The 19,903-nt window shown below is 42.3% G+C and carries 14 protein-coding genes; 9 read left to right on the top strand and 5 right to left on the bottom strand.

Features of this window, described 5'->3' with window-relative positions; genetic code table 11:
- Positions 1-10: 10 nt before the first annotated feature.
- The gene (locus SD427_RS08080) at positions 11-1,771 is read right to left on the bottom strand and encodes a TonB-dependent receptor (protein ID WP_320560766.1); all 1,761 of its coding nucleotides are present in this window, start codon (positions 1,769-1,771) and stop codon (positions 11-13) included.
- Between the two features lie 84 nt (positions 1,772-1,855).
- Positions 1,856-4,819: a tetratricopeptide repeat protein gene (locus SD427_RS08075; RefSeq protein ID WP_320560765.1), complete on the bottom strand. Its 2,964-nt coding sequence runs from the start codon at positions 4,817-4,819 to the stop codon at positions 1,856-1,858.
- 247 nt (positions 4,820-5,066) lie between these two features.
- Between SD427_RS08075 and SD427_RS08070 the strand changes: the two genes are divergently transcribed.
- Both SD427_RS08070 and SD427_RS08065 read left to right on the top strand, forming a co-directional pair.
- Positions 5,067-6,737, top strand: coding sequence for an APC family permease (locus SD427_RS08070; protein ID WP_320560764.1), 1,671 nt, complete (start codon positions 5,067-5,069; stop codon positions 6,735-6,737).
- Positions 6,738-6,849: 112 nt separating this feature from the next.
- Positions 6,850-7,197 carry a DUF962 domain-containing protein gene (locus SD427_RS08065; RefSeq protein WP_320560763.1) on the top strand — a complete coding sequence of 116 codons (348 nt, stop codon included), beginning with the start codon at positions 6,850-6,852 and terminating at the stop codon, positions 7,195-7,197.
- Between the two features lie 134 nt (positions 7,198-7,331).
- Here SD427_RS08065 and SD427_RS08060 read toward each other — a convergent pair whose 3' ends face one another.
- The 3 genes from SD427_RS08060 to dgt all read right to left on the bottom strand — a co-directional run bounded on the left by SD427_RS08060 (position 7,332) and on the right by dgt (position 11,898).
- Entirely contained in the window at positions 7,332-9,353 is a 2,022-nt protein-coding gene (locus tag SD427_RS08060; protein ID WP_320560762.1) for a hypothetical protein, read from the bottom strand.
- Positions 9,354-9,544: 191 nt separating this feature from the next.
- Positions 9,545-10,471: an SPFH domain-containing protein gene (locus SD427_RS08055; RefSeq protein WP_320560761.1), complete on the bottom strand. Its 927-nt coding sequence runs from the start codon at positions 10,469-10,471 to the stop codon at positions 9,545-9,547.
- A gap of 71 nt (positions 10,472-10,542) precedes the next feature.
- Positions 10,543-11,898: a dGTP triphosphohydrolase gene (gene dgt, locus SD427_RS08050; RefSeq protein WP_320561033.1), complete on the bottom strand. Its 1,356-nt coding sequence runs from the start codon at positions 11,896-11,898 to the stop codon at positions 10,543-10,545.
- A gap of 70 nt (positions 11,899-11,968) precedes the next feature.
- Here dgt and SD427_RS08045 point away from each other — a divergent pair, with 70 nt between their 5' ends.
- The 7 genes from SD427_RS08045 to SD427_RS08015 all read left to right on the top strand — a co-directional run bounded on the left by SD427_RS08045 (position 11,969) and on the right by SD427_RS08015 (position 19,902).
- Positions 11,969-12,703, top strand: a complete 735-nt coding sequence (locus SD427_RS08045) for a DNA-formamidopyrimidine glycosylase family protein (RefSeq protein WP_320560760.1) — start codon at positions 11,969-11,971, stop codon at positions 12,701-12,703.
- Positions 12,704-13,569: 866 nt separating this feature from the next.
- Entirely contained in the window at positions 13,570-14,070 is a 501-nt protein-coding gene (locus tag SD427_RS08040; protein WP_320560759.1) for a MepB family protein, read from the top strand.
- A gap of 39 nt (positions 14,071-14,109) precedes the next feature.
- Entirely contained in the window at positions 14,110-14,826 is a 717-nt protein-coding gene (locus SD427_RS08035; protein WP_320560758.1) for an ATP-binding protein, read from the top strand.
- 86 nt (positions 14,827-14,912) lie between these two features.
- Positions 14,913-15,965, top strand: coding sequence for a serine hydrolase domain-containing protein (locus tag SD427_RS08030; protein WP_320560757.1), 1,053 nt, complete (start codon positions 14,913-14,915; stop codon positions 15,963-15,965).
- Between the two features lie 129 nt (positions 15,966-16,094).
- A complete protein-coding gene (locus SD427_RS08025) occupies positions 16,095-17,897 on the top strand; it encodes an ABC transporter ATP-binding protein (RefSeq protein WP_320560756.1) in 1,803 nt (600 codons plus the stop codon).
- Between the two features lie 497 nt (positions 17,898-18,394).
- Positions 18,395-19,105, top strand: coding sequence for a helix-turn-helix domain-containing protein (locus SD427_RS08020; protein WP_320560755.1), 711 nt, complete (start codon positions 18,395-18,397; stop codon positions 19,103-19,105).
- A gap of 74 nt (positions 19,106-19,179) precedes the next feature.
- A complete protein-coding gene (locus SD427_RS08015; RefSeq protein WP_320560754.1) occupies positions 19,180-19,902 on the top strand; it encodes a hypothetical protein in 723 nt (240 codons plus the stop codon).
- The last annotated feature ends 1 nt before the right edge of the window (position 19,903 follow it).

The following is a 19,903-nucleotide window of genomic DNA, read 5'->3' as shown; positions in this document are numbered from 1 at the left end:
CATTGTATATTTAGAAAGTAATCTTCACGCCTCCCAAAACCTGTGCACCAAGAACTTTGTAGCCTTTGTACGTCTGGTATTTTGAGCTCAGAAGATTGTTTCCGATGGCAAAAATACTGAAATTTTTGTGAACTTTATACTCTGCGGAAAGATTTATATCAGCATACCCCCCAACTATGTCATGGGTATCCTCTGCAGACTGGTACACCAACGGGCTCCCAACTCCCTCAAGCACAAACGAATTCGTGGTTCTGTCGCTGGCAAAAATCCCTTTAAAACCAAGCAATAATTTTTGGTCCAGCATGGTATATTTTGCCCCGATTGAGGCATTAAACAGCGGAATATTGTAGATATCTTCATAATTTTTAAGGTCAAACTTGGTAAATTTCACCTCTGCATCCAGTATCAGGTTGGCCAGAGGAAAATACTGCAGGCTTCCTTTAACATCGCTTACGTTTCCGTCATCATAAATCGCAGAGAACGTATTTGCATAATTATAGGCCGAACGGCTGACGGAAGTATAGTCAAATAAATCGTTTGCCCTGAAGAACATGATATTCCCCATTTTCCCGTACCCTGCGGAAACATCGTATTTAAAAGTTTCGTCAATATCTCCCCTTAAACCTGCATAGAAATGATATTTGGTTTCAGTAGGTCTCAGGTACTGGTCAGAAACAATGAAGGGATTCTGCTGTAACAGATCGGCATACGTATTCAGCTTCAGGCCACCGTCCACACCGCCGTAAAACTTGAATTCCTGGGCAGCGGCATATTGGAATTCCGCCTGCGGGAACCAATACGTTTTGTTATTCTTCATCTGCTCTGCCATCAAGACATTCGAATTTTTTGAGTTCAGGAATGAGAATGACGAACCCAGCATCAGGTACGACTCCCCTTTTCTGAAGGTCACTTTCGGGGCCAGACTGATATTGACGAAGTTGCTTGAATTATTATCAACAATGGCAAACTCGCTTTTTACAGCTTCCAGCCCTACCCCCAGATCAGCATTCAGGTTAATCCCGGATTTCCCGATTTCAACCGCATGCTTTGATAAATTAGCCAATACCGAAACCTGGTTTTCCTGGGCATCGAAATGGTCTTTTAAAAAGGAAGATTTCACCCTGATGTCATTCAGGATTTCATTGGAATAAAAATCGTAGTATCCGTTTACCTTAAACTGGTTCACCCGCTGGTCAAGGTCCACATCTCCGGGCTCCAGGGCATAAATACCGTAATAATTATAGCTGTTTAAGCCGTATTCGGCATTTAAATTAAACTTTCCTTTGTCCCCGTAAGAATTAAGAAAGGCTCCCAAAGTGGTAGAGCTCTGTTTGGAATCCCACGGATAGTCTTTTTTCAGGCCCTGTGTTGAAAGGAAATGCGCATCCAATCCCACTTCAATTTTATTTTCCAGTGTTTTTGAAATGTTGGCATCCCCGAGGATCTTCCCGTAATTCCCCATTCCGAACTGGACATAGTTGTTCTGAACCGAACCTTCAAACTTCGGTGTTACGTCCTGGCCCTGAATGGTGGACGTCTTGAAGTCTGATACCGCAGGAACATCCGTAATGGTATACTGCACGGGATTCTGCGATTTTTCTTCCGGCGGATAGTTTTTAATGGTCTCCACCGAAGTTTTCTTTTTTTCGATCTTCCTTACCTCCGGTTCCCTTTTTTTATTAAGGATCAGTTTCTCTTCTCTGATCTGGGAAAACGCAGCCGACGAGATCCCTAAGAATAATATAGATAATATTTGAATTTTCCTGTTCATTGCTTATGGTTGTATTAATGTCTGGTGTATCCTGTATTTTAACGGTACGTTGTACTTTTACATTCTACGCTGTACACTTTATACTTACTTTTTAATCGATTTTTTAACCTCTTTTGCCTCCGCTACAATCTCCGGGAAGTCTTTGTAGTTTTCAATGATCTGATCACAGGTATAGCTTGCCTGGTAATTGTCTTTCAGGCCTACGTAATTCTTCGCCATCAGTACCAGAGCGCGTGCTCCCCAGTATTCTTCGGAAGCATAATTATTGGCCAGCTTAAAGATGGTTTCGTTGGAAGATTTAAAGGCTTTTCCCTTATTCTGGTAATAAGCTTTTGCATACAAAGCTTCTGCGGCTACCGATGTATTGGAAGATTTCTCCAGCACCGTATAAGCAGCCTGTGCATCCTTGTCTTTACCGGAATTCATCAGGCTTCTCGCTTTGATCACTTTTGCAGTTTCAATAACTGCTACGGAGTTTTTGTTATTTGCAATTACCGCATCCGCCAATTTTTCCGCCTGTGAAAAGTTCTTTTCCTCGGCATACAGCTTCATCAGTTCTACATTGGCGTAATTTTTTATGTTTACGTCCGAAGAATTTCTGAGGCTTTCCAGATAGGTCCTGGCCTGCGCGCTGTCTCCCTGCGCAATGTAAATCTGTGCCAGACGCGTCTGTGCATCATCCTGGTAATCATTGGCAACACCGGCTACTTCCTGTAAAACCAAAAGGGCCTTGGTGGTATTTTTGGTCTGGTAATAACTTTCCCCCAGTTCATACTTGGCCTGGTACAGTCCCTCTCCTGTCGGGTTCTGCGTCAGGTATTTTTCGTAATAGGAAATGGCATTCTTATAATCCTTTTTCGTGAACAGCTGCTTCGCGGTGGATAGGTTGATCTCATCAATTTCAGAGGCATCTATATTAACTCCGATGCTTCTTGCAAAGCTTTCATACCCTGCCACGTCACCGTTCTTTGTGAAGATGGGTTTTGCAGCCTGGACGATTTTCTCCGCATACGCGGTATTTTTATACTGCTGGCCGAGAGACCTTAATTCAGAAAGCGCTTTATCGCTCTGATTCTGGTCGATGTAATTCTGTGCCCTGTAAATGGAAGCATTGGCTACCAGATCTTTATCTGATGATGTTTTAATGACTTTATTAAAGAAATCATTGGCGTTTGAAAAATCATCCTGGGCCGCATAGGCCGTCCCGATTTCATACTGGGCATCGTCGTAATAATCGGAATCCGGATATTTCGATAAAAGCGTTTTAAGGTTAGTGATCTTTGCCTGTGTATCCCCTTTGAACCCTAGAGCCATGGCTTTCTGGTACAGTGTATAATCCGTCGCATCTTCATTCCGGTCATAGATGGCAATGGCTTCATTCAGGTTGTTGTTGGCATAATTGATATCCGCCAGGCGAAGCTCCGCATCATTTTTAAATTCCGGTTTCGGATTGCTTAAATATTGCCTGAAATACGTTTCCGCCTGGTCGAATTTTTTGGATTTGAAATAAGCATATCCCAGGTCGTAAGGCAGCTGCTGCTTTTCAGGGAAGCTTTGGCTAAGCAGCTTTTCATACCGGGCAATGGCTGACGGGTAATTACCTTTCTGGTAATACACCTGCCCCAGCCAGTATAGTGCGCGGTTGTTAAATTCTTTATTGATGTTGAATCCTAAGCTTCTTAAGAAATACTGCTCGGCTTCATCATAATTTCCTTTGTTGAACTCTTCGGTACCCAGCAGGTAAGAAACTTCCTGGTCGATCTTGTCTATATCAGGGGAAGAATTCTGAAGCCTGTCGATAGCATTCAGGGTTTCCCTGTAGTTCCCTGAATACAGGTAAGACTTCACCAGCAGCGACCTCATCTCCGCACCGTTTGCGCTGTTCGGGTTTTCGCTGATGTAATTCTGGATTACCGTTGAAGCACTTTCAAACGGGTTCCCGATATCGTAACTCAATTTTGCATACTGCTCGTGGGCCAGCTTTTTAACTTTCGGGTCATAATTCATCTGGTAAGAAGAACGGAACGCCGAAAGGGCCTCCTGCTTTTTGCCAACCGCCAGATAGGCATTCCCAAGCTGGTAATAGGCATTCTGTGCCAGTGCGGAATTGCTGTTCAGCAACTGGTTGTAATAAGAAACCGCCTCATCGTATTTTTTAAGCTGGGCGGCAACAAACCCCATTTCATACAGGTCATTTTCAGACGGGTTCTGCTGGACGCTCAGGTAGTCTTTCAGATGCGGATAAGCCGCATCATAATTCCCTTTCATAAATTCGCTTTCCCCGATAATTTTATGGACTTCCGCTTTGTAAGCTTCTGAAATATCTTCATTGAGCAATGCCGTCCCTTCAGAAATCGCCTTATCGTAATCTTTGTCATTATAATACATCTGCACATAATAAGGACGTATGAGCTTGGCATATTCCGGACGGTCTTTTACCCTGTCGAAATACTGGAACGCCTTTTCATTCTGCCGGTCTGAATAGTACAGGTGCCCGAGCATGTAGGCAATGTCTCCTTTCTGGGATTCATCAGCGGATGTATAGGCTTCCTCTAAGGCATCCGTAGCCCCTTTGGAATCTCCCATCATGAATTTGGCATACCCCAGCTTCAGGATATACTGTGTATTCTCTTCTTTGGAAAGCTGGTACTGGTTGATCTTTTTCAGGGTTTCCAGTGCTTTCGGGAAATCTTTTTTCGCCAGGTAGTAATCTGCCAGCGGCAGGTTGGCCTGGGCGAAGTAGGCAGAATTGGGATACTGCCTGATAAAAGCCGTCAGCCCTTCTTCCGCATGGTTTTTCTGAAGGATCACGCCGATGACATTATCAAAAAACTGCGCTGCTTCCTGCCTGGATCTGGACAGGTTTTCATTATAGAAATATTGTCTTGCATATTCGTACTGTGAAGCATTGTAGATTTTGGTCTGATAAAGGTTTTCGGCCAGGTTGAACCTGTAGTTTTCTTTATGCGTAAAGTATTGAGACTGTTGGGCATCGGCAATACCGAAATACAGAACAGCAGTCGCCAGGAGTATTTTTTTCGAGTTCATTAATTGTAAATTTTAAAATGGGCAAGCCTGAAAACCAGGGCTAAATATTTAAAATTCTGCAGAAATTATCCACAATTGGTCAACGAAAATATCGAAAAGATATTGTATAAACAAGCCTTTTAACACATTGTTAATGGGGAGTTCACATTTTATGACTTCTTAACTTTTTATAAGAAACCTTAAGAAAAACAAAATTATTTCATAGAAATAATTACATTTGCTTTTTTCAAATAAAACAGAGTATTGAATGAGTCAGCTTTTTAGAAGGAAAATCTATTCAGATTCAGATACATCCACAGGCCTGTTAAGGGTTTTGGGTGTTTGGGACATCGTATTTTTTGGCATCGCGGCCATTATCGGGGCAGGAAGTTTCAGCAGTTTGGGAGAAGCCGTGTTCAGGGGAGGCCCGGGCGTCATCTTGCTGTATCTGATCTGTGGCTTTGCCTGCGGGTTTACGGCACTCTGTTATGCTGAATTTGCCAGCCGGATCCCTACCGCCGGCTCTGCGTATACATATGCGTATGCGAGCTTCGGGGAACTGATTGCCTGGATCATCGGCTGGGCACTGATTATGGAATATTCCTTCGGCAATATTTATGTTGCTTTTTCATGGTCAGATTATTTCACAAGCTTCCTGGAACGGATGGGTATGCATATCCCGGATTACCTGACCTGCAGCTATACCGAAGCTAAAAAAGCTTTTTTAAGCAGCTCTGAAAATAAAGAACTGATTAATGCATGGACCCATGCGCCTTTAATCGGAAGCCTGAAATTTATTGTTGATGTCCCGGCTTTGGTGATCAACGGGTTAATTACTTGGCTATGTTATGTAGGCGTAAAAGAAAGCAAGAATTTCAACAATGCACTGGTTATTTTAAAGCTGGCCGTTATCGTACTGGTTATTTTAGTCGGATTTTCATACATCAGCACAGACAACTGGACGCCGGTTAACCCGGAAACCCATGTGGCTTCTTTTATGCCGAACGGTTTTGCCGGGGTAATGAGCGCGGTTTCAGGTGTATTCTTTGCGTACATCGGCTTTGATGCGTTAAGCGTACTGTCTGAGGAAACCAAAGACCCGCAGAAAACCCTGCCGAAAGGAATGATTATTTCACTGGTGCTGTGTACCGTTATTTATATCGCACTGACATTGGTACTGACCGGAATGGTGGATTACAGAAAGTTTGACGGCGTGGGAGACCCGCTTTCCTTCATCTTTGAAAAATCCAATGCCAATGTAGCCTGGATGGAGCTTACGGTTTCTTTCGTTGCCATTGTTGCCATTACCACCGTACTGCTTGTTTTCCAGATGGGGCAGCCGAGAATCTGGTACGCAATGAGCCGGGACGGACTGATGCCGAAGAAATTCCAGACGGTGCATCCTAAATACAAGACCCCTTCATTTGCTACCGTTGTCACAGGGATTGTGGTGGGTATTCCGATCTTGTTTACCGATAAATCCTTTATTCTGGACTTTACCAGTATCGGAACTATTTTTGCCTTCGTACTGGTCTGTGCCGGGGTTCTTATGCTGCCTGCCAAAGAAAAAATCAAAGGCAGGTTCCATCTTCCGTATATCAACGGTAAATTCATCTTCCCGGTTATTTTTATCGGGGCACTGCTGGTATTCTACTTCTGGCAGCCTGGATTTTTCAGTACTTTAATGGACTGGAAAGACCCGGCAGAAGGTGAATTCAGGGCTTCTATATTTTTCTTTATCCTGGTTAATTTAGTGCTTTGCGTCCTTACTTTTATCAAAAATTTCTCACTGATCCCTTTAATCGGATTAAGTTCTTGCCTTTACCTGCTTACCGGGATGAGCCATGACAACTGGTTCTGGTTCGGACTATGGTTTGCTTTCGGCCTGATTATTTATTTCTGCTACGGCTACCGGAACAGCAAGCTGAGAAACGCTTAGCCTTAATATACTATAAATTAAAAGTCCGGACTGCATTTCACAGTCCGGACTTTTTGTTTCAGATTGGCGGAATTATTGCTTTAGATTTTTTGAAAATACAAATTAAAAAGCCATGTCTGAAAGAATCAACACCTTCAAAGAATTTTACCGCTTCTACCTTACCGAACACAGCAAAACAGGCACGCGTGTCTTTCATTTTATCGGCACGCTGATGGTCTTTTTTGTCATCGGATACGTGATCGGCTCAGGAAAGGAACGTTTTTTATGGTACGTCCCGATTTTCGGCTACGGGTTTGCATGGCTGAGCCATGCTGTTATTGAAAAGAATAAGCCCGCAACTTTCAGATACCCTATGTGGTCTTTGATATCTGATTTTAAGCTGTTTTTCGAGCTGCTGATCGGAAAACAGAAATTTGCAGGGAACTCCGTTTCAAAAAGCACGGAACTTAAAGATCATTGATGAAGGGATACTTGTATTTAAAAATAATTTCGCACGGATTATAGATATATTTAATCTGCTGAAACCTGTTCGGGGGCTTGCTGTGCAAGCCCCCGAACAGGTTTTGAATCTTTTTAATCAGCCCTAAGAAATGACTACATAAACCGCTTCTTAAAGTTGAACTTCAGCATATTCATCAGTCCCGGCTCGATGATATCGATCCCAAGTCCGAAGTTGCTGTCGGCTATCGTATGGTGGTCCGTCCTGAACTTTTCAAAATCAGCCTGCGGGATTTCCAGGTTTACCAAAGGCTTGAATTCTATATTTACGGCAGCACCGTTTTTCGTTACCTTCTTACGGCTGGTAAAGCTAAAGTACGGATTATCAATTGTACTTTCCTGAACCGTATATTTTTCTTCGGTATCGATTTTCTGGTCGGTATGCAGGTTAATCTCATACTTCTCGCTGTCGAAATTATGCCAGAAGGAAATGTCTTTATGCATAAAATCCCGTGCGCTTGCCTTGATCACATTCCGGTCGAAATACATCAGGAAACGGTTATTTTTCGGATCTGTAAAGTAAGGATTGTCTATTGTAGCTGTATACTGGATCTTAAATTCATTCATTTTCTTATCATCACTTATGATATTAATGGAAGGATCTTTGAAAACATTCCTGATATCCGTCCCGTTCCGGTCTCCGGAATAATTCAGGCTGTAAAAGAGGAAATTGTTCCAGCTGTCTATAATTTCCCTCTTGTTGGTATTCTTAAAATACCTTCTCATGGCATTGGCCCGGTTTCCTTTGTAGGAAGTCGTTAAAGTCAGTGTTCCGGAGGTTCCCTGAACGTTGAAATCCACTTTCTCATCCACACAGAAATAAGGGTAACGGTAAGGCTTTCTTTCTTTTAGTTCCTGATCTTGCTTCACTTCAAGATAATGCATGAAATAAATGAAGCCGCGGTTTTCCAGCAGCCCGAATTCTTCACGGGTTGTGGCATCTATAAAGAAATCTTCACCTTTGTAATTAATTTTTACAATCGCGTGGTTGAAGGTGAGCAGCGAAGGCAGATAGTATTTAATATAGAAATCCGTGTGGAAATTTACCAGGACTACTGAGGAGTCCACACCAATATAATCCAGGATCACTTTCAACAGAACGGATTTCGCTTTACAGTCTCCCTGCTTGTTTTCATAGGTAACGGCAGGCTCCTGAGGCTTATGCCCGTTCATTTCATCAGCGTTGAAAATATAATAAATATGGTTCTGGACATACTCTACGGCAAACTGAATTTTTTCATCCGGATCCGCAATCAGGTCCAGCTTTTCAGCCAGATCCGGCGCAAAGCCTCTGAGTGTGGCGGTATTAAATATTTCGTCGTACATCGGCGCGATATAATCGGAAAGGCCTTTCCAGCCGGCGTCTGTGGCAAAATCGATGTAAGGAAAAATTTCACGGTTCGCATCAACCGGATTGATGTAATTTTTTTCCTCAAATACAAATCGATCACCTCTGTTCAGGCAGCGCACTTCAGGTTGCAGGACATTCCCGTTTTCATCTCTGAAAAAAGTCTTTTTATAGGCAATTTTCTCTTCTCTGTCATTGATGAAGGTAAACGTATAATTGCCGTATGCCCAGTAGTTATCCGGGCTCACCCAGATATACTTGGAAAATTCTTTCCTCAGGAAATCACGGTCTGTAAACGTTTTTATCCTGGAATCCTCCATGATCAAGATATCATACAGCCGGAGGTCTTTTATGGTGATATTGATTTTTTTATTGCTGCTTAAGATCCCTCCGCTGCTCTGGTTTTCACTGTCCAGCACCTTGATTTTAGTATCCGGAATCTTATCAATCAGGACTCCGTCTCTCAATACGCTGATCCGGTGGATATGGTATACCTCATTTTCTTCAACCACAACCTCTGAAACCGAAGACCGTTCAAGATTGGCCGGCTCATTCAGCGTATAAGCCATACAGATATACTCGCTGTTTTCCGCATTGCCGGTACGGTATTTCTTATCTAAAAAATAACAGAAATCTTTACCGTCACTGATTTGCTGTTTTGAAAAGTCAGACTCCTGTATCCTACTTATAAGCTCCTGATCATCAATATTCCCTGCCCATGATTCCGACTTCCGGATTTTGTAATTTTCAATTTCAATCTGATTGTCCATATTATATTTTACTATTTTGTATTAATGCGGCATAAAATGCAAGGTCAAATTAGGTATTTAAAAACTAAAAAACAAGAGTGCGGATTGAAGATATTTTATGTAAAGTCCCGTATATTTATTATACCATTTAAGGCCGGTAATAAAAAAATCCCTTCAGTAACTGAAAGGATTGATATTTATAAAAAGCAGTTTTAATATCCCTGTTTTTTAGGAGGTTCGGTCATTTTACTGTATTCATCCATTTTCTGTGTAGCCGCCATGGAAACCACCAGGTCGTTTAACATGGAGCTGGCTGCCGTAGGCGAATTGGGAAGCAGCACCAGGTTGCTCCTGTTGTTGGCTCCGATGGAATTGAGGGTATCATAATGCTGTGTCACCACAATTAATGCGGAAGCTTCCTGGGCATTGATGTTGGCTGCATTCAGCATTTTTACGGATTCTTCAAGGCCTTTGGCAATCTCCCTTCTCTGGTCGGCAATCCCCTGCCCCTGGAGTTTTTTGGATTCCGCTTCAGCCTTGGCTACCGCCACAATCCTTATTCTTTGGGCTTCAGATTCATATTCCGCCGCGGTTTTTTCACGTTCTGCCGCATTGATCCTGTTCATGGCATGCTTCACCTGCTCATCCGGATCAATGTCGGTTACCAGTGCTTTGATGATATCGTACCCGTAACTCTGCATGGCTTCCTGCAGTTCACTTTTGACAGCGATGGCAATATCGTCTTTCCTTACAAAGACATCATCCAACTTGGTTTTCGGGACTTCGGCACGGACCACATCGAAGACATAGGATGTGATCTGGTTTTCAGGATTTTCCAGGCGGTAATAGGCATCTCTCACATTTTCCCTGATCACCTGGTACTGTACGGAAACTTTCATTTTAATGAAAACATTATCCAGGGTTTTGGTATCGATAATAACATCCAGTTGCTGGATCCTGAGATTCAGGCGTTTGGAAATCTGGTCCAGAAACGGGATCTTCAGGTGCAGGCCGGCGTGGCTTACCTTAAGGAATTTACCCAACCTTTCCACAATAGCGGCAGATTCCTGCTTCACGGTAAAGAAAGACGCAAATAATGTGATGAGCGCGAAAAAAGCGATAATACCTAAATAAATCATATTGTTTTTATTTATCAATTAGCTGATAAGATACAGTTTTCCCGGCTGAAAATCAAATAAAACGCATAATTCTATACGGTCATCCCGATGTCGATACCCTTGATTTTACGGTACAGGTCCGTGGCATAGTTGTCCGTCATGCCGGAAACAAAATCAATAACCCCAAGAACTTTCTGATAGTCGGTGCCCGCTTCATACAAAAACTGTTTCGGCAGAAGCTTCAGGGCTTTTATATCATAGGATTTCCTCTGGTCTGAAGATTTTAAAATAGACGGTATAAAATGATCCAGCAGCTCATACATCACATTATAGCCCGCATTTTCTATTTCTACCACCGCTTTGTGGTTATATATTTTTTCTATGGAGAAGGTTTCGATGTCCTGTAAGGTCGTGTTTTCGGTTTTATAAAGATCCAGCAGGGCATGTTCCAGGTTGCCTTCAAGAATGGTGTTGAAATGAAGTTTATACATTTCAAGCGATTTATTAATCAGAGCGTTAATGACCTTGGCCCTTAAATAAGAAATCTGTTCATTTTCATTGGAGATCGAGGCCAGTTTCCGGTCAATCCGGTTCACGTCATCGGTTTCCGACTTCACGAGCTCAAAAAACAGATTCTTGCAGTCCGCCGTGGATACAATCCCCAGCCGGTGAGCATCTTCCATATCAATGATATTATAGCAGATATCGTCTGCCGCTTCTACCAGCCATACAAACGGATGCCTTTTGAAGATATACGGTTCTTCGCTTTCCGAAATCAACCCTGTCCCGCCGGCAATTTCAAGGAAAATATCTTTTTCGTTCTGGAAAAATCCGAATTTTTTACGGTGGATGATCCCTTTTTTCTTGGCAATGGCCTCACACGGATATTTGGCAATGCTTGCCAGTGTGGAAAATGTCAGCTGGATGCCGCCCTCGTCTTTTCCCTGCTGCTGCTGGGCCAATACCCTAATGGCGTTGGCGTTTCCTTCAAAATTCACCAGGTCTGCCCATTCCTTTTCATTGAATTTGGGCTTCAGGTCATTTTCATTCCTTTCAAAATAACTGGCGATGGCATCTTCCCCCGAATGCCCGAAAGCCGGATTGCCGACATCATGGCACAGGCAGGCCGCGGCAATAACGTGTCCCAGGTTATGCAGGTAAAAACTTCCGGCTTCTTCCGTTAAGTCATCCTTAAAATGATCGTGGATATATTCTCCCATGACACTTCCCAGGCTTCTTCCTACCGATGAAACTTCCAGCGAATGCGTCAGGCGGTTGTGCACGAAGACACTCCCGGGAAGCGGAAAGACCTGGGTTTTGTTCTGAAGCCTCCTGAAGGCCGATGAAAAAATAATTCGGTCAAAGTCTCTCTGGAAATCCGTCCTTGAAGCCTTCGTGTGTGGATTATTGCCTGTACGCTGGTTGGTGAAAATCCGGTTTAAGTTCATCATTTTTCAAAATTACTTTAATTTTTATTTTTACGGAATACTATTTGAATTTTTATCAGAAAATAAAGCGATGCCAGAAGGTCCTACCGTATTTTTAATGAAAGAAGATCTCCAGAAGTTCACAGGAAAAAAAGTGATGGAGGCCGGCGGTGACGCCAGGTTCGAAAAAGATATTTTCGAAGGGAAAATTTTAAAGGAAGTACGGACTTTCGGAAAGCAGACGTATCTGGTTTTTGAAGGTATGGTCGTAAGAATCCATTTACTGATGTTCGGCTCCTACGAAATCAATGAACAGACAAAACCCGACCGACAGCTGCGGTTGTCACTTATTTTTAAAGAAGGCTCACTGTATTTCTATACATGTAATGTAAAACTGGTTGACCCTGAATTTTTATCCGGTATAGACTGGGAAGCCGATGTGATGAGTGATGCGTGGAACCCTAAGAAAACAGCGAAAAAATTAAAATTACATCCGGAAATGATGGTCTGTGACGCACTCATGGATCAGGATATTTTTTCAGGAGTCGGAAACATTATTAAAAATGAAGTACTTTTCAGAATCGGAGTCCAGCCGGAAAGCCTTTTGGGAAATATGCCCGCAAAAAAGATCAAAGAATTGATTGAAGAAGCCCGCAATTACAGCTTTGACTTCCTGAAATGGAAACGCGATCTTACACTGAAGGAGCACTGGCTTGCCCACACGAAAAAAGTATGCCCGAAATGTGGCGGAAAGATGGTTAAAAAGCAGACCGGAAACGGCAAAAGAAGAAGCTTCTACTGTGAAAACGATCAGCAGCTTTATTAATACAACAGAATAATCCTGCTCTCTTCTACTCACCTTTTGTTTACTTATCCTGTAAACTGAATAATCATTCAGATTTTCTTATAAGCTGATACACTGTACTAAGCGGTGTACAGTTTTCACCATTATGCATATAAATAAATAAGGAAATCACTCAATAAAACAACATTTATATATCACTGTTTTTTGAACCCAGATTAAATTCCGTTAACTTTAGATCAAAATAAGGTGACATATTTTCGCCTTTTTTATATTGTTATGCTCTTCATCATTTAATTTTTGTTTTTGTCAATCTGTAAATAGAAGACCTTAAGTTATTAACAGATCAATAATTTTTTACGAATAAAATAACAAATACGATATAAAAATAATTAAAATACATTAAATTAATGTAAACAAATATCAACAAAATCCTGAATAAAAGCCTCATAACTTACTGATAAACATCATAATTATTTCATTTGGAGTATCATTTTAAAGTTGTAATATTGCAGTACGGAATTAGCAATAAATAATCAAATAATTAAAAATACAATAAAATGTTAACTTACATCGGAATCGCAACTTGTTTAGTCGTTTTTGCCTCTTATTTCGCAACCGTGAAAAGAGAAGAGAGAAACTAACTGCAATTTAATTTTAGGGCTGAGATTTCAGCGAACACAGGAACACACAAATGAATGCTACGGTTTATGTTTCAGCCGGATCTTATCAATATCAATGAGACACACAGGGAAGCATAAGCAACAACACTAAGGAAATCTTTAATTTTTATTATAGCCGATAGGGTCGAACTTTTTTGTTCGGCCTTTTTGCTTTATACCTCAAACGGTAATAATTCCTATGTTTGCCTTTAATTTAAAATGGTACTGATGATAAAAGAGATCGAACTGATCCGGCATACAATTTTTGACAGGCTGGGGCTTCCTATTACTGATTTAGATAAAGACGCAGAATGTGAGGATTATTCAGGATATAATTTTAGGCTTGGCCAACTCAGCATAAAATTCCGGAAAGCCAAAATTACTCCTAAGAAAACTGGGCATTTCGTGACATTATGGAAAAGGAACCCCCACACCAGAGAAACAGAACCGTTTGCATCAACTCATCCTTTTGATTTTTTCATCATCGCTGCTGAAGATAAAAACCGACAGGGCTTTTTCTTTTTCAGCAAGGATACCTTAGTCCGGCATAAAATTTTAACAACTTCATTACAAACAGGAAAGCGCGGCTTCAGAGTATATGCTGCCTGGGATATCCCTGAAAGCAGACAGGCAGAAAAAACAAGGCTCTGGCAGAAAAAATCCTTTATCAGTTTTTCCGATCCTGACTGCCTGGAAAAATGCAGAGCCATCTTGGACACAAAAATTTGAATTTTTAAGCTTTATCTTTGCCTGTAATTCCGATATACAATGAATTTATACAACCTTATTATCCAGGACAAAGAAGAAGTTTCTCTTGACGATGTATTCCTGGAGCCGCAGAATAAGCGACGTTTTGTACAACTTATCAAAGAACATACCTACAGTAAAGAACTGCAGGAATACGGCCTGCCGGTGAACAACAAGGTACTGCTCCGGGGAAGTTCCGGCTGTGGGAAAACCATGACGGCAAAAGCGGTTGCCCGTGCTTTGGGAAGGAACATCATCATCCTTAATTTAAGTAACATCGTTTCCTCAAGGATCGGTGAAACTTCCCAGAACATCAAAATGATTTTTGATAAGGCAGCCCGGGAGCGTTCGGTCCTGTTCCTTGATGAGCTGGACCAGATCGGGAAAGCGAGAGGCAGCGACGATAAGGATGTCGGAGAAATGAGAAGACTGGTTAATACCTTGTTGCAGCTGATTGATTATTATCCTGAAAATGCCCTGCTGCTGTGTGCCACGAACCATGCGGAAATTATAGATACGGCTTTGCTGAGGCGTTTCCAGCTGAAGATTGATTACGGGATGCCTTCCGCAGATTTCCTGGATGCTTTTTATGACAAGGTTTTAGCTAAATTTCCGGAAGACCTGAGAAATATTGAGCGGAAATACGGGATTTCATTTGCGGAAGCGAAAGACCACGCCTTTACGGTAATCAAAGGAAACCTGATTAAAAAGCTTGAAGCGGGATCAATTGAGGAATAATCGCCTGTGAGCCTAAAACAGCAGATTGTTACAGTATCGTATTGTAACAATCTGCAGGATAATCCGACCCATATTTAAAAATTCTCATGAATAAAAATCTTATTCTTTTACTGTGTTTTATCACGTCCATTTCCTGTTTCAGCCAAAACCGTCAGAAATTTATCGATGCAGCCGTCCGGAAACAATGGAGCAAATTTCCCGGTGTCGGTCTGGTAATCGGTGTTTATGAAGGCTCCAAAACCCGTTATTACGCATACGGCAGCCTGCAGAAAAACGAAAAGGCAAAGACAGACAGCACCACCCTTTTTGAAATCGGTTCCGCTACAAAAACATTTACGGCCCTGTTATTGGCACAGGAAATAAATAAGGGCAGCATCAATGCGTTTGATTTTATCGACGGCTATCTGCCGAAAGACGTACCGTTTGGCTGTGCTCTGAACAAAAGAATTTTACTTACAGATCTGGCCTCGCACCAATCGGGACTGCCAAACCTCAGCAACGACCGGTACTTTTCAGATTTAATGGATAAGGATCCATCCAATCCGTTCAGGTTTGTCGACAGAAAATACCTGTATGATGTTCTAAAGTCAACCGATTCCCTTTCTTCTTTCAGGCAATACCAATACAACAATTATGCATTTGCCCTTTTGGGGAATATCCTTGCAGATCAATCAAAGATCAGTTATGAGCGTATGGTAGAAGACCAGATCCTGAAGCCTTTACACATGAACTCCACTTCATTCAGTGTGACGGACAGTAAAAACCGTGCAGGCTTGTACAGCCAGCAGGGCGAAGCCCAGAAACCCATGATCTTGAATCAGGCAAACCCGGCAGGCGGGCTCCATTCCAATGCGGTAGACCTGCTTACCTATCTGAAAGCCTTTTTACAGAATAAAGATTTTATATCTCTGAGGAAACTTACGGAGAAAACGTATTATGAAGACAGCCGTAAAAAAATCGGGCTCGGCTGGGAAATCGGGAACGGTTTTGTTGAAAAAGACGGCGATACTTTCGGCAATTCCAGCTTAATCAGGTATTCCCCGGACCATCAGGTCGCCATTGTGGTGCTTTCCAATCATCAGAACGGAAGCCTGGTAAGGGATCTGATGAATGAAATCTATACCGAGATTACCAGATAACTGGCTGCAGCCGGTCCGTCGTCCGTCATCCCTATTCCATTCTAAGAAAATACGCTATAAAACTGATCGGTATTAAATCTTATGGGATCCGATTTATATCTGTAATTTTGCCGGCAAGTCTGTAGAAGAATGAAAACATTATTTAATTATTTAAAACCCCATAAATGGTTGCTGATTTTATCCTTGGCCTTAGCAACCGTTAATCAGGTATTTTCCCTGTTCGGCCCGGCGATCACCGGAAATATTTTAGACCAGCTCGTAACCCATCCCAATTTTTTTGACAAGCAGAAAACCATGCCCCGGAACCTGGACCAGTACCTGTACGGGACTGACGTTTACCACGGGGTATTCTATTTTCTGGGACTGCTTATAGGGACTGCGATGGTAAGCCGGATTGCCAAAGCCTTTCAGGATTATGTGGTGAGTGTAATCACCCAAAAGTTCGGCGCCAATATCTTTACCGACGGTCTGCAGCATTCCATGGCCCTGCCCTATCAGGAATTTGAGGACCAGCGAAGCGGGGAAACCCTTTCTGTTCTAACCAAAGTACGGGAAGATTCCGTAAAGTTCATTACCAACTTCATCAATATCTTTTTCGGGATCCTGGTGAGCATTATCTTCGTTTCCATATATGCGATCCGCCTGCACTTGTCTATTATGCCGGTGTATGTCGTAGGAATTTTCCTGATTGCATTTATTACGAACCTGCTGAGCAAAAGGATTAAACATATCCAGAAAACCATTGTTACGGAAACCACCGGCCTGGCCGGAAGCACAACGGAAAGCTTACGGAATATTGAAATTGTAAAAAGTTTAGGCCTGACCAAACAGGAAGTCAGGCGGCTCAACAACAATACGTATAAAATCCTGGGACTTGAACTGAAGAAAGTAAAAAGCATCCGCTCGCTGAGTTTCATCCAGGGCACTATGGTGAATTTCCTACAGCAATTAATTACCCTTACCCTTCTGTTTTTAATTTTCAGGAATATTGTGACGCCGGGACAGTACCTGTCCTTAATGTTTTACGGATTCTTCATTTTCGGGCCGATGCAGGAAATCGGGAACATCATTATTTCCTACCGTGAAGCCCAGGCCTCGCTGAACAATTTCGATAAACTGATGAAAAAACCTGCTGAAGATAAACCGCTGACACCCGTAAAAATCGGCGCTATTGACCAGCTGGAATTTAACAACGTTTCGTTCCAGCACCTGACCGCCTCCTATAAAGCCCTGAACGACATTTCATTTGACGTAAAGAATGGGGAAACCATCGCATTTGTAGGACCGAGCGGCTCCGGGAAAAGCACACTGGTGAAACTACTGGTCGGGCTGTACCGCCCGAAAGAAGGTTCTATATTCTATAATAAGGTAAACGGGAATGAATTTGATTTTGACGAGCTCAGGAACCAGATCGGTTTCGTGACACAGGACACCCAGCTTTTTGCGGGCACCATCAAAGAAAATCTTTTATTCGTCAATCCGGAGGCAACAGAGGAAGATCTGCGCATCGCTTTACAGAAATCCAGCAGCACTGCACTGATCGAACGGGCTGAAAAAGGCATCGATACCGTAATCGGTGAAGGCGGATTAAAATTAAGCGGCGGCGAGAAACAGCGGATTGCCATTGCGAGGGCTTTATTGAGAAAACCCCATTTGCTGATTTTTGATGAAGCCACTTCCGCTCTGGACAGCATTACGGAAGAGGAAATCACCTCCACCATCAGGGAAATCTCTGAGGAAAAAAACCAGATTACCGTCCTGATCGCGCACCGCCTGAGCACCATTATGCATGCCGACCGGATTTATGTCCTGGAACGCGGCAAGGTAATTGAAACCGGCTCCCATGAAAATCTGTTGGAATTAAAAGGATTATACTATGCCATGTGGCGCCAGCAGATCGGGGAACGAAAGATGGTGAAACCGGGTGTATAATACAATATGCTTTAATTGCCGGAAACAAGTTTCTGGAGCTTAAAGAAAATGATGAGGCTTAAAAAATACCCCGCATGAAAATCATCTCATCGAGCCTCTTCAAGCCGGCATTATGAAAAACCCTTGCCTGCCTGATATAGAAATAAGGTACGCAGATGAAAAGGATATGAAATCTGCACTTAATAAATAAACTGAGATTTAAAAATTAACAAAAACGAAACCTGACAATACAGACCTGTCAAAAGGCAGCTTGGAAAAAAGCAGATCCTGAATGAATTATGTTTTGTAAATTTGGATTGATGATATACTCATCATCAACCTGATTTCGGTAGTATGCAATAAGAAAAAATGTCAGCCCCATCACCATCACCATCTATTCCGCTCAATACTTTTCCTGATGCTCACAGCCCGGGAATTATTTTCGTGGAAACATCGGTTAAAGATTTGGAAATTGAAAAATAAAAGAAGCCCACAGAGACGACTATCACATCTTTTTTATGCTTAAAGAAGGCGGCGGGATCTTTGAAATTGACTTTCAGCAATATGAAATCAGTGCACATTCCGTCATGTACATCCAGCCTTTTCAGGTGCACCGGGTTATTTCTATCTATGATGCGACTTTTGATACTTTACTGGTCAGCAGTGAAAACTTAAACCCGGAATACCTCAAATTATTAAAAGAAATTACACCTGCCGGACCTCTGCTACTGGATCCTGAAACTTTTTCCATAGCATCGGAAACCGGAGCCGTCTGCAGGAAACTTTATCAGCGTAAAAATGAAAAACTGCACTACCTAATGATGAAGGATGCGTGTAACAGCCTGGTCGGATTTCTCATGTCACAGTTTCCGGTCCTGACCCATCGTGCAGATCAGCCTGCACGGCATGAAGTTATAGCCAAAGACTTCAAGCTTTTGCTGGATCAGCATTTTCTTACGGTGAAAAGTCCAAGCCAATATGCAGGAAAACTGAATATTTCTGCCGCCTACCTCAACGAATGCCTGAAAAAATCAACCGGGCAAACGGTTTCCTATCACATTCACCAGCGTATCATTCTGGAGGCAAAGCGCCTGTTGTTCCATTCCGGTAAATCAGTCAAAGAAATTGCGACGGAGCTCGGCTATGACGATTATCCGTACTTTTCCCGGCTGTTTACGAAAATAGCCGGGATGACGGCACTGGCATTCCGGAATAAAAACCTTGGATAGTCCAATACTTACCGCTTCTCATCCATTTTAAAAAAGCCTGCTTTTCCATTTCTTTGTATCATAAATTTTAAGATATGCCGACAGCACCAAAATGGATCAATGATACCCTTGAGAAATTAGCACCTTCAATGCTGAGGATGGTCAGAGTAGAACATGTTACCTACCTTAATCCCAATATAAAAATCATCCGGCTGAAAGGAAACTTTTCAGCATTGCATTTTACACCGGGATTCACGGTTTCTTTTCGGGTAAGCCCTACCGAAATGCGGCATTACACGGTATTTTATGTTGAGCCTTCTGCCAGGTTCATTGAGTGTATTGTGCATATCCACGGCAATGCGCCCGGAGCAAATTACATTAATGAACTTCAGCCCGGCGGCGAAAAAATAAAATTGGCAGTCCTGGGAAGTGATAAACAGTATGATGCAAAAGTTAAAAAGCAGATCATCTTCGGCGATGAAACTTCTTTAAGCCTGATGTTGAGTTTTTTGCCTTTACTCCGACAGAATGGACATGATTACCAGTTCTTCATAGAACTGGATGAACAAAACAGGAACATTCCTGAACAAATCGGGTTAGATAACTGTACCGTTTTTTCTAAAAATAATATTTTCCGGGACCAGGATCAAATTCGGCAATTGCCTTTATTTAATGATGGAGGCTGGTCGGATGCCAATATTGTATTGACCGGAAACGTCCGCTCATTACAAAATTTCAGAAAAGTATTGAAGGAAAACAGCCACCGCGGAAAAATCTATGCAAAAGGATACTGGCTCGAAGGTAAAAAAGGGTTATAGC

The sequence above is a fragment of the Chryseobacterium sp. JJR-5R genome, from assembly GCF_034047335.1.
In the GTDB taxonomy this organism is placed as follows: domain Bacteria; phylum Bacteroidota; class Bacteroidia; order Flavobacteriales; family Weeksellaceae; genus Chryseobacterium.
This window is presented reverse-complemented; position numbering and strand designations above follow the sequence as displayed.